Raw genomic sequence first — 11,484 nt, 5'->3', positions numbered from 1 at the left:
CGACAGCAAAACCTTACATATCTATTTCTTATCAGAAAGATTCACTTTCCAAAGACACAAGATTTTTTACAGCCTCTTGTTTGGACATGACGAGAGTTAATTTTACAGGAAGTTAAGAGTGATACTCTGAAATGATTCTGCGCAACACTAAATATGTGCCAACTCTGAGACACCCACTCCTGTGAGCTTCACCTTTTGTTTCCGGAAGTTCCTCAGCCGGAAAAAATTTTAGAAAGTTAGTATTCGGATACATCAGCTCCGGATCATCATCTGTGCACTTGCCAATCGATGTACTCTTAGGGACAGTGTATCCTTTTTCTGAACTGTAATTATGCTCATATGCGTAGTAAATGTACGTGGTTCCCTTGATTTTTTTACGAGTTATCCCAGCTGAATCAGATGGTATTTTTACTTTAAAATCGAGATACATGATAGTCTCCTTTCGAGAGTTAATTACTTCTCTTTTATTCTACCATATTTACTCAATTTTTCAAGAAAAATCGCGTTTATTCACAGAAATCAAGGGATTTTTATCATTTTCACTGTCTTTTCTGATACAAACGAGAGTTAATTACCATGGAAGTTCACATTAAAAAGGGGCTGTCGCACTTGCTAATTTAAATTATATCTAAATTAGCAGGGCGACGCCCCTTCCCAATCGTTATTTATATTTTCGCGTCAGCATAAATCCGCTTGTGATGGCTGTGAAGGGCGCCACGGTCACAAGTCCGAAGCTTCCGATCACCGTATCAAGGATCTCTGCGGAAACATATTTATAGTTTAAAATATTATCAATAGGCGTTCCCTGTGCCATAAAGGTCATAAGAAGGGCGATATATCCGCCGGAATATGCCAGTAGAAGCGTGGTGGTCATGGTCCCCATGGCAGCCCTTCCCACATTCATCCCGGAGCGGGCGGCCTCCCTCCATCCGATTCCCGGTTTCTTTTCAATCACTTCATTGACTGCTGACGTAATATCTACAGACAGATCCATCATGGCCCCGGACGCACCGATAAAGATGCCGCTCATAAAAATTTTTGTCAGGTTCAGATCCTGATACCCTGCATACAAAAGGCTCTCAGAATATGCCATGACTGCACCATGGATTTTGAAGGCATCTGTGAACAGGCAGCCCATCACGCAGGTCACAAGCACGCCCGCCAAGGCCCCGCTGCTGGCGGCAAGCGTTTTTTTATCCCACCCATATACCAGAAATATGATCAGAACCGTCAAAAAGGCAGTCATCAGAATCCCACACCATATAGGATTGACACCCCGCAGATACGCCGGAACCATGATCTTCCAGATTGCTAAGACTGTGATCACAAAGGAGTACACTGCACGCAGCCCGGTCCTACCTGCAAACAAGATCAGAAGTACCACAAACATTCCGGCAAGGATCAATTCTTTGTCGATCCGGTAATGGTCCGTCATGGTCACCGAAAGTATCTCCTGGTCTTTATAGCTGATCACCACCTGCGCAATATCCCCTTCCCGGAAAATCTTGTCTGATTCCAGGGATCCGCTCAGCATATTGACAGCTCTTGCGGTCTGCCCCTTAAATTTCCCGCCTAAAATTTTCACATCACAATACTGCTCACCTGACTGGATCAGTCCCGAACTTTTCACTGTACTTTCATCCGTAGAAATTACCTTTGCCTGTACCCTGTCTGTTCCTTTATATATAACAGCATCCTCATAGCCCGTTGGCAGGACCATGAGGATGGCAATCAAAACAATCGCCAGTAAAGAAACAGAGTTCTTTTTCAGCCGACTGATCATATTATTTTACTCCTGTGAGGGCAGCCATCTTGCTGTAGATTTCTGTGTTGTCATAATAGCCCTCAAACTGCTCCTGTCCTGCACCCATTGCAAATACCTCAACCGGAATTCCTGTATGTGCATAGGAAGCAAAGTTGATGCCGGATTTATTATTGAGAATGTGGGTGATGGTCACTGTGAGCGGCTCATAGCTTCCGTAAAGAAGGTATTCCTCCTGGCCGAACTCCTCCTCTTCTCCTGTGCGTGCCATTGTCTCGTCATAAGCAGCTTTTAATTTGCCGTACTCATAGTCTGTCATAACAAGGGAGCCTGTGTCCTCGGACTCCGGGTGCTGATCCTTGCTGTCAGCCTGATTCGCCGCTGCCTCCTCTCCGTCTGGTGCCTGAAGGCCGAACAGCTCTGTGATATCCTTCATTACAGTATCAAAATCTGTTTTGTTTTCTTTATATGCAGAAACATAATCGGAGTCAAATTTTGCATAGGATATCTTCTGGTTGCTCAGGTTCGTAAGGAAGGTGTCATAGTCCGTGCCTGCAAAGCCGATGGTCAGACCGCCGGTTTCATGGTCGCCTGTTACCAGGATCAGGGTTTCATCCGGATGTTCCTGATAAAATTCTACTGCCTTTCCAACTGCGTCGTCCAGCGCAACCGTATCGGTAATGGTTGCGGCAGCATCGTTTGCATGACATGCCCAGTCAATCTTTCCGCCTTCCACCATCATGAAAAAACCATTGTCGTTATCAAGAACCTCAATGCCCTTTTCCACATAATCAGCAAGTGCCCATTCTCCTTCTTCCAGATCCATGGTATAGCTCATAGCATCATCGTCTGCCAGAGTTTCATCGATCACGATGGCTTTGCCGTCCTCTGCTGTCAGAGCCTCTGCTTCCGCCTGTGTCTTGATTACCTTATATCCGGCTTCCTCTGCCAGTTCATAGAGGTCCTGCTTGTCTCCCTCTGCACCGGTTACCTTTTTCAGACCGCCGCCTGCAAAATAGTCAAAACCACTGTTGATCATTTCCTCACCGATTTCATAATAGCTGTTTCTGGATGCCTGATGAGCATAAAATGCAGCCGGGGTAGCATGGTTTAAGTTTACGGATGAAAGGATTCCAATCTTATAGCCTAACTGACCTTTTAATTTTTCCGCGATGGTCTCGTAAGGGGTTTCCATCTTCTCATCCATGTTAATGGTTCCGCTGTAGGTTTTATGTCCGGTGGAAATCGAAGTGGCTGTGGAAGCGGAGTCCGGACAGAAGGATGTGCTGTCATAGGTCTGTGCAGAGCCTGCTACAGGGAATGACATCATATTCAGGTTATTCTGGCTGGTAAGGATCTCATCGCCGTCATCTGCCAGAGCGCTCAAGTAATAATTGGTGGTCTGGATCTGGGGATAGCTCATTCCGTCTCCGATAAACAGGAAAATGTACTTCGGTGCCTGTGCGGTAGACTCTGCGGCTTCCTCCGTTGTCTCTGCCGCCATCGCTGTGCCCGGAATCATAACACCTGTTGACAGGATACTTGCAGCTAACAATAATGCGCTGATTTTCTTTGCTTTCATAATAACTTTTTCCTCCATTTGTCTTGCTTTATTTGTTTTGACAAATGTATGGTATCAGCCCATTATAAAATCCTCGTGCCTGAAATTGCTAAATTTAAGTAAAATCCTGGCAGGTGTCACACAGACTTTAACTCCAGAATCCTCCTGCTGAACATTTCAGCCTCTTTTTTCATATTTCTGAATCTACTCATATCCATTTCCCGTATCTGTCTTAATCCAATATGCTTCACGGCCTCAACAGCAGCTTCTCTCTGCGTCATTTTCCGCGGAAGAACTGTCTGACAATTTGCTCCCTCCAAATCATCATATGCCAAAAAACACTGGTTAAAATCCATTAACGGATACAGAGAAACATACTCATTCGTATCATTGTCAATTAAGAATCCCCAGTTCTCAGGATGACGGTCAGTATTTCCTGTGAGATAATCCAGAATATTCATACCATAATACGTAATGGGATCCAGCTTTTTACAAACCTCAAGTGTATCCAGTTCATGATTGCAGGCATAAATCTCAAACGCTATCTTTGAAATCATAGAATATTTTTTGGAGGTTATAAGATCGCTCTCCGAAACAATCTCATTCCCATACATGTATTTCCGGTATCTGACCTGCGGAACGTCAAAGCACTGGCAAATTTCACTTGCCAGCAGTTCTCTTTCAACTACTGCTTCTCCCCCATCCTTTAACAGACGGAAGCCCTGTTCATTCCGTATCCAGGCTTTTGGAAAGCATCCTTTTGTCGATAAATCAGGCGCTAATTCATGATTTGTCACAGTCATCTGATGCCCCCTCAAAGATATCTCCACAATCGCTTCGTTTAATGGATTATCATATAGATTGATCTCTGCAAAGGTAATTTTTTCCTCCTGCTTTTTCACCCAGTAAACATCGGTAAGTGAAACACAGTGGTAGGATAAGGAAATATTTGCACGGTCTTTATCTGTTACAGCCTGTGAGACACCTATACTATTCAATATTTCTTTTGCATACTTTCTATCCAGAGATAACACACGTGATGCACACCAGTGATAAAAATTGTCCAGATTATTCACTCTGGTATCAATATCATTGTCCTCATCTTCCTCCAGATACAGATCATATGGCATAAACCTTTCATCAAGAATCCTAGCATCTCCGGTCAATGAAATGCTTGCCACTGCTTTTTCCATGTGCATGATTTCATAAACAATAAGCTTTCTCTTTTTCAAAATCACTCATTCCTGCCTCCCTGACGACTTTCTTTCATAAAATTCTATATCAGAACCTAAGCGAAATCAAGCCCCAGCTTGTTTTCATGACTCCCATTTACAGTCACCCCATAATAAAGCTCAATGGCATGTCCAATATATTGGGTGACCCCGTCTCCGTACTGGCTGTCTGTGGCAGCTTCCAGCTGGGAATGATTTAGATAATCCTTTGCAACTTCATTTTTTAATCCTTCCCTATCCCCGGCTGCCTGCAGGCTTGCTTCTACTGCTTTCTCTTTGCTTCCATATGTCTTTATGAGATGGCTGCTCATTTTTTCATCCTTCAGGTTTTTGGAAAACTCTTCCCGGAATGCTTCTATGCTTCCAAACCTTTCTATGATGCTTTGTATCGAATCTTCTCCCTGCAATTCCAGTGAATGTTCAAAAATCTTCTTTACATCTTCATCCGTAAACGCTTCAAAGCTCATCGTATTCACTCCCTTCGCCATATCGCTTATCAACTCAATAATTCCGTTCAAGCGGTTTCTTTTCCGCTCCAACAAACGTTTTTGAGTTGATAAGACCTGCTCCCTGTCATGATCCGGATCTTCCAGAATTTCCTTAATATCGATCAATGGAATCTCCAATTCTCTGTAGAACATGATCTCCTGCAGTCTTTCGATCGCCGCGTTGTCATAAAGACGATAGCCCGCTTCCGTTAACCCGGCAGGCTTTAACAACCCGATCTCATCGTAATACCGCAATGTCCGGATGCTCACACCGGTTATCTCTGATACTTCCTTTACAGTTTTCATGATTTCCTCCTTTCGATTCCATCCTAAACCGTAACGCTGCGGGAGAGTCAATAGGAAATACTGCTTTTTTTCACCGTCCAGGGGCATCGCTCATACAGTGCATATCAGAACCCCTTCCGGTTGCCCCAAATAAAAAAGCTGGATAAGCTCATGAGTGATCACCCTTCCCAGACAATATCAGAAGCACCAAATGTCCCCAGCTCCTTAACATAATTCTGGATGGCAGTTTCCGGGGTAATTTCGATAGCTTCCGCTTTCTCCTGCACCGTTTCCGGCAACTCGTTCGTAGCAATCGCCAACCGGTAGACCGTATCATCTTCCAATTCCGCATCCCCTCTGGTAACCAGCACATAGTCATAAGGATTGCCATTCTGGTTTGCGTCAAAACCGGCTTTCTGCATTTCCTTTATTTCAGCGCCGGTCAGCTCCAGCACGGAAATCGTCCCTGTTACCCCGGGACAAATCATGGTGATTTGTTCCGTAGTGATTATGTCAGCCCACAGATGCCAGCCGACGCCTTTTAAGTTATAATTATCATCTCCATGATATTCATTCAGAGAAACCATGGCACAATCGGCATCGACTGCCTTTCCTTCCGCAATGGCACAAAGCTCCGCTGTTTTTTCATAAGATAAGGTCTCCGTCAATGTGCCGTAGAGCGTATCAGAACCTAAATTGGATACTTCGTCATAGGTGGTGTCAAATTCTTCCGTCAGTTTCTCCGCCGGAATCTCCCCTGAAATCAAACCACGAATATCCTGTGCGATCGGCACGATCAAATCCTCCCAGCCAACGTAGACCATCTGCACACTGTGACCGGAATCAATCACATCTGCAACCTCCTGGAATGGATTATCATCTGCCATTTTGCCATCACTTAAAGGAGAGATATAACTATTCGTACTGGCCATAATTGCATTTTGACCGGCCTCTGTAGAAATAAACTCCATTACATGCAGGGCATCTTCAAGTTTCTGCTCATTGCCCTCTTCCTCCAGGTGCTTATTGATCCCAAAATAGCGTGGTACATTGCGCGTCAGCATATTATTGGAACCGTCTCTGCTAAGCCAGGGCATAATGCCAAACTCATAGGTAGATCCATCCTCCGCTTCATACTCATAGGAAGTCAGACCAAGGCACAGATAAAATACCACATTTCCGCTCTCCATATATTCATTGGCAGACATATGCTCACCGGTAATCACACCGTTTTCTACCCATTCATTATAATATTGAACGACATTCTCCAATCCTTCATTCCCTGCTGCTGCGGCCTCGCCTTTTGGGAAGCTCTCCTTCCACTTTACACCGTCCTGCGTACCAAAGTAGATGGTATTGCCCAAGCTAAAAAAGTAATTAAAAGGAAAACCATCCAGATCAATTGCATTGGCAAACGGCTGATATCCTGCTGCCTCAATCTGAGGTACCAGCTCCATCAATTCCTCAAAGCTGTCCGGAACCTGCCACCCATTTTCCTGCATGATCGTCTTATTATAATACATACCTGCCACCATGTATCCGGAAGGCAGAAGATAAATACCGCCGTCAACATCCAGCGAATTTAACAGAAAAGTGGAATAATTGTTCACAAAATCATAGTTGGAGAGGTCTGTAAAACGCTCCGACATCAACTCCTTATGAAAGGGCTGCGTTGTGACGTGTATATCCGTCATATCATCCATTTCCATGCTGCATTGTGCGTACCCTGAGCCATTTTTGCCCGCATAGCTGACAATCTGCAGATTGATTTCCGGATAGACCTCATGCAGGGCATTCACGAATTCCTCTGTAATATAGATATTAAAACGATTGATCGTCAGCGGCTCATGTAGTTCCTCGTTTTTTGTTCCCGCATCAGTTTGCCGTTTGGCGTTTCCGCACGCTGTCAGGCCGCATACCATAACAAACATCAGAATCAGAGTAACTGCTTTTTTCCATTTTATATCCATCTGCATACCTCCCAAATACTTAATCTTTCCATATGATATCGGCAGCACTAAATGTACCTAATTCCATAATATACTCTTTAATGGCGTTTTCTGCGGAAATTTCAACAGTTTCCGCTTTCGCCTGCATGGTTTCCGACAATTCCTCAGTTCCTGCTGCCAGCCGGTAAATTTCATCATCGTCCAGTTCCATGCTGTCTTTTACAACCAGCAGATATTCATAAGGGTTACCGTTCTGATTATAATCAAAACCACCCGACTGCAGTTCTTTGATTTCAGCACCCGTAAGCGTCAGCACAGAGATCGTTGTATTTGACGGACGGATCATATTAATTCTTTCGGTGTCAATCTTATCAGCCCACAAATACCAGCCAACACCAACCTTGTTATAAAGATCCCCTCCATGGTATTCATTGAGGGAAACCATCGCACAGTCAGCGTCCGCTGCTTTCCCCTCTGCAATAGCACAAAGCTCTGCCGTTTTTTCATAAGTCAGCGTTTCGGTCAATGTCCCATACATATCAACCGTTCCCAGATTAACAACCCCATTATAGGTCTCGTCCAACTTTTCAAGCAGTTCATCCGGATCTGTGCCCGGATCCCGAGCTGCGCGGTTTCATTATAGGTCTCGTCCAACTTTTCAAGCAGTTCATCAGCAGAGAGCTCACCTGTGATCACCGCACGCATATCCCGGGCCACAGGAATCAGAATATCCTCCCAGCCCACAAAGACCTGCTGTACCGTATGACCGGAATTTATCACATCGGCAACTTCCTGATAAGGATGATCTTCCGATATTTCATCCATATTCAGAGGCGATGCATAGAGATTGGTAGCGGCCATGGACATGATTGCCTCCTGACCGGCCTCAGAAGAAAGAAACTCCAGGACATGGAGAGCATCCTCCAGCTTCTGCTCGTTGCCCTCTTCTTCCAGATGTTTGTTAAGTCCAAAGTACCGGGGTACATCCTGTGTCAGCATATTGTTGGAGCCGTCTCTGCTGAGCCAGGGCATAATGCCAAATTCATAGGTCTTCCCATCCTCCGTCTCATACTCATAGGAGGGCAGGCCCAGGCACAGATAAAATACAACATTGCCGCTCTCCAGGTATTCCTCGGTCGACATATGCTCATTGGTAATAATACCGTTTTCGATCCACTCATTGTAATATTGAACCACTTCCTCCAGACCCTCGTTTCCTGCGGCAGATGCCTTCCCTTTGGGGAAGTTTTCTTTCCACTGCACGCCATCCTGTGTGCCAAAGTATATGGTGTTTCCCAGGCTGAAAAAATAGTTGAAGGGATAGCCTTCCAGACTGATAGCATTTGCAAAGGGCTGATAGCCCGCTGCCTCGATTTCCGGGGCAAGAGCCAGCAGTTCCTCAAAGCTGTCCGGAACTGACCACCCATTCTCCTGCATGATCGTCTTGTTATAAAACATCCCGGCTACTGTGTATCCGGTTGGCAGCAAATAAATACCGCCTTTCACATCCAGCGAATTCAGCAGAAATGTGGAATAGCTATTGATAAAATCATAGTTGGCCAGGTCTACCAAACGCTCCGGCATGAGTTCTTTATTAAATGCTTTAGATGTAACATAAATGTCCGTCATATCATCCATTTCCATACTGTACTGTGCCTGTCCGGAGCCATTTCTTCCCCCATAGCTGACGATTTGAAGGTTGATCTCCGGATAAACCTTATGCAGAGCATTCACAAATTCTTCCGTGATCAGGTCGTTGGAACGGATAATTGTAATTGGCTCATGACCGCCTTCCGTTTCTTCCTCCTGCATTTCTTTAACTGATTCGTTTTTGCTGCCGTCTTTTCCACATGCTGCCAGACTGCATAGTAGCGTAAACAGCAGCAGCCCAAAAACGACTTTCTTACTTTTTTTATTCACCCTTTTCTCCTTTATTATCCAAATATTCAACTAAAACTGTTTTTCTTTTTGAATAGTAATTACCTAATGTTTTTATCAACAGATTCTGATTGACAGGCTTTGTGATATGAGCATTCATACCAGCTTCCTTTGTTTTTTTCACGTCTTCATCATAGGCATTCGCAGTCATTGCCAGAATCGGAATTGTTTTTGCGTCCGGTCTGTCTAATCCCCTTATGGTTTTCGCTGCAGTAACCCCATCCATTACAGGCATCATAATATCCATTAAAATCACGTCAAAGGTTCCTGCCGGACTATTTTCAAACAGATCTACCGCAATCTGACCGTTTTCGGCTGTAGTAACAATAATATTCTGTTCCTCAAGAAGCTCCTGGGCAATCTCAAGATTCAGTTCATTATCCTCAACCAGCAAAACCTTCATTCCATCCAGTTCGATGTGGACCGTATGCTCTGTTTCTTCCTCCTTTGCTTCCAGATCAATATCCATGGGCAGTTCTATCACAAATTTTGTTCCTACATTCGGCTCACTCTCTACTTGGATCGTTCCTCCCATCAGCTCTGTAAACTGCTTGGTAATGGCCATACCAAGACCTGTTCCTTTATAAGTAGTGCGGGAGCCGGCATTCTCCTGAGAAAAAGGTTCAAACAAACGCGGCAAAAAATCAGGTTTCATGCCGATTCCGGTATCCTCGATCTCAAAATGAACTTTTATTTTATCATTTTCGTGGCATATTTCTTTTGCACGTAAAAAGATTTTCCCTCCATCCGGCGTAAATTTGACTGCGTTTCCCAAAATATTGATCAAAATCTGCCGCAGGTGAAGTTCATCTCCGATCACCAATGGATGCTCCATTTCCTCAAATTCCCTGATCAGAAGCAGTTCCCGGTCGACAAGCTGTCCGTCAATGATGGATGCACAGTTTGCCAGGCAGATCCGCAAATCAAATGGGGCATGTCCAACTTCTGTTTTTCCGGACTCAATTCGGCTCATATTCAAAACATCGTTAATTAGATTTAACAGATGCCTGGAAGAATTCTGTATTTTGCACAGACAGTCCAAAACACGTTCTTTATTCCCAATATTCCTGAGCGCGATCTCTGTCATACCCATAATTCCGTTAATAGGCGTCCGAATGTCATGTGACATATAAGAGAGGAATTCACTCTTTGCTCTGCTGGCACTTTTGGCTTGCTCTAATGCTGCGGTAAGCTTCTCGTTTGCCTTTTTCTGCTGTGCCATCATTTTTTTATCCGATTTTCCCTGCACAATAACAAATATCATAGTGCCAAACAGAAAAATAACGCCCACTGCTGCCACAAGAAAATACCGGAGCGTCTGTTTCATGAGCTGATTTGTATTTGCACCCAACACATTTGTTGGCACAAAAAGCAAAACCTCCCAGTTTGCAGAGCGGATAGCAGAGTTTGCCACAAACCAATTTGATGTCTGCCCTGTCACTTCATCCGTATATTCAAATTCCAAAGCGATACTTTCCCCGTCCTGAAAAACTCTACGCAAATCCTCATATGTTCCGCCATTGATGATCGGATATTCTTCGATTGATTTCAGAATGTTATATCCGCCGATAAAATTATTCGCATAGGTATATTGATACAGACGCCGTCCATCTTTATTGATAATATAGGAGTAACAGTTTTCTCCAAATCCCTGAACGGACATTTGATCTTTCAGAGAATCAATGTCAATGGCCACCGCAATATGCGTTATGCTCTTCCCGGTTTCCCGTACTTCAATTGGATCCGTTAATCGCTCTATAAAAAGGAAATATACTTTTTGCGCAATATGCGGCAGTTCAATTACTTCCTGTTGTTTTTCATCCACTCCTGCCAGAATCCTGCTTTCTGTCCAATATCCTGTTGCTCCATCAGACGCATAATACTTTCCGTCCTGATCAATTGCCAGGGCGATCGTTTGCTCTTTATCTAAGAAATCCCCCGTACTTGCCAGAAATTCCATAAGTGTTTCTATGGAATCCAGATTATGGTTATTCATAACAGTATGCTCGCAGGCACTTAACTGTTTCCATGAAGTATCTACAACGCCGTCAATTATTTCTGACACTTTATCTGTAAATTCAATCAGATGAAGCTTATGTTCCTCAAACACTGATCCTTCAGGTTTCTGTAATAATTGGTTGTAAATATGATAAGAAACAGAACAAGAGTGATAACCGTTACCGCAACGCCTGTCATAAAATACTTTTTCTGCTTTTCCTTTTCCATATTGGATTTCTTCATAAATTTTCATCCATTCTTTTCTTAATCT

10 protein-coding genes are annotated in these 11,484 nt (G+C 44.0%); all 10 read right to left on the bottom strand.

The genetic code is table 11. The features are described 5' to 3' along the window. Positions 1–112 precede the first annotated feature (112 nt). The 10 genes from ACESZH_RS21435 to ACESZH_RS21390 all read right to left on the bottom strand — a co-directional run bounded on the left by ACESZH_RS21435 (position 113) and on the right by ACESZH_RS21390 (position 11,456). Complete coding sequence (locus tag ACESZH_RS21435) at positions 113–430, bottom strand: hypothetical protein (protein ID WP_373219197.1); 318 nt, start codon at positions 428–430, stop codon at positions 113–115. Positions 431–661: 231 nt separating this feature from the next. After that, a complete protein-coding gene (locus ACESZH_RS21430) occupies positions 662–1,783 on the bottom strand; it encodes a YibE/F family protein (RefSeq protein ID WP_373219012.1) in 1,122 nt (373 codons plus the stop codon). 1 nt (position 1,784) lies between these two features. Continuing rightward, positions 1,785–3,344 carry an alkaline phosphatase gene (locus tag ACESZH_RS21425; protein ID WP_373219011.1) on the bottom strand — a complete coding sequence of 520 codons (1,560 nt, stop codon included), beginning with the start codon at positions 3,342–3,344 and terminating at the stop codon, positions 1,785–1,787. 116 nt (positions 3,345–3,460) lie between these two features. Further along, on the bottom strand, positions 3,461–4,561 hold the full coding sequence (locus ACESZH_RS21420) for a hypothetical protein (RefSeq protein ID WP_373219009.1): 1,101 nt from the start codon (positions 4,559–4,561) through the stop codon (positions 3,461–3,463). 50 nt (positions 4,562–4,611) lie between these two features. Continuing rightward, a complete protein-coding gene (locus ACESZH_RS21415; RefSeq protein WP_373219008.1) occupies positions 4,612–5,349 on the bottom strand; it encodes a MerR family transcriptional regulator in 738 nt (245 codons plus the stop codon). Positions 5,350–5,507: 158 nt separating this feature from the next. Next, positions 5,508–7,298: an ABC transporter substrate-binding protein gene (locus ACESZH_RS21410; protein ID WP_373219007.1), complete on the bottom strand. Its 1,791-nt coding sequence runs from the start codon at positions 7,296–7,298 to the stop codon at positions 5,508–5,510. A gap of 19 nt (positions 7,299–7,317) precedes the next feature. Further along, positions 7,318–7,815, bottom strand: coding sequence for a hypothetical protein (locus ACESZH_RS21405; protein ID WP_373219006.1), 498 nt, complete (start codon positions 7,813–7,815; stop codon positions 7,318–7,320). Further along, positions 7,800–9,197 carry an ABC transporter substrate-binding protein gene (locus ACESZH_RS21400; protein WP_373219005.1) on the bottom strand — a complete coding sequence of 466 codons (1,398 nt, stop codon included), beginning with the start codon at positions 9,195–9,197 and terminating at the stop codon, positions 7,800–7,802. The genes ACESZH_RS21405 and ACESZH_RS21400 overlap by 16 nt, the downstream gene beginning before the upstream one ends. After that, complete coding sequence (locus ACESZH_RS21395) at positions 9,190–11,325, bottom strand: ATP-binding protein (protein ID WP_373219004.1); 2,136 nt, start codon at positions 11,323–11,325, stop codon at positions 9,190–9,192. The genes ACESZH_RS21400 and ACESZH_RS21395 overlap by 8 nt, the downstream gene beginning before the upstream one ends. Continuing rightward, a complete protein-coding gene (locus tag ACESZH_RS21390) occupies positions 11,298–11,456 on the bottom strand; it encodes a hypothetical protein (protein ID WP_373219003.1) in 159 nt (52 codons plus the stop codon). Before ACESZH_RS21390 ends, ACESZH_RS21395 begins: the two co-directional genes overlap by 28 nt. Between the last annotated feature and the right edge of the window lie 28 nt (positions 11,457–11,484).

The sequence above is a fragment of the Ruminococcus sp. 5_1_39BFAA genome, assembly GCF_964240875.1.
In the GTDB taxonomy this organism is placed as follows: domain Bacteria; phylum Bacillota; class Clostridia; order Lachnospirales; family Lachnospiraceae; genus Blautia_A.
This window is presented reverse-complemented; position numbering and strand designations above follow the sequence as displayed.

What these genes read in the sequence shown, in the direction of transcription:
- ACESZH_RS21405 (WP_373219006.1), bottom strand. Translation starts at nt 7,815, where the DNA reads ATGTATGGGACATTGACCGAAACGCTGACTTATGAAAAAACGGCAGAG.
- ACESZH_RS21435 (WP_373219197.1), bottom strand. Translation starts at nt 430, where the DNA reads ATGTATCTCGATTTTAAAGTAAAAATACCATCTGATTCAGCTGGGATA.
- ACESZH_RS21390 (WP_373219003.1), bottom strand. Translation starts at nt 11,456, where the DNA reads ATGAAGAAATCCAATATGGAAAAGGAAAAGCAGAAAAAGTATTTTATG.
- ACESZH_RS21415 (WP_373219008.1), bottom strand. Translation starts at nt 5,349, where the DNA reads ATGAAAACTGTAAAGGAAGTATCAGAGATAACCGGTGTGAGCATCCGG.
- ACESZH_RS21410 (WP_373219007.1), bottom strand. Translation starts at nt 7,298, where the DNA reads ATGGATATAAAATGGAAAAAAGCAGTTACTCTGATTCTGATGTTTGTT.
- ACESZH_RS21430 (WP_373219012.1), bottom strand. Translation starts at nt 1,783, where the DNA reads ATGATCAGTCGGCTGAAAAAGAACTCTGTTTCTTTACTGGCGATTGTT.
- ACESZH_RS21425 (WP_373219011.1), bottom strand. Translation starts at nt 3,344, where the DNA reads ATGAAAGCAAAGAAAATCAGCGCATTATTGTTAGCTGCAAGTATCCTG.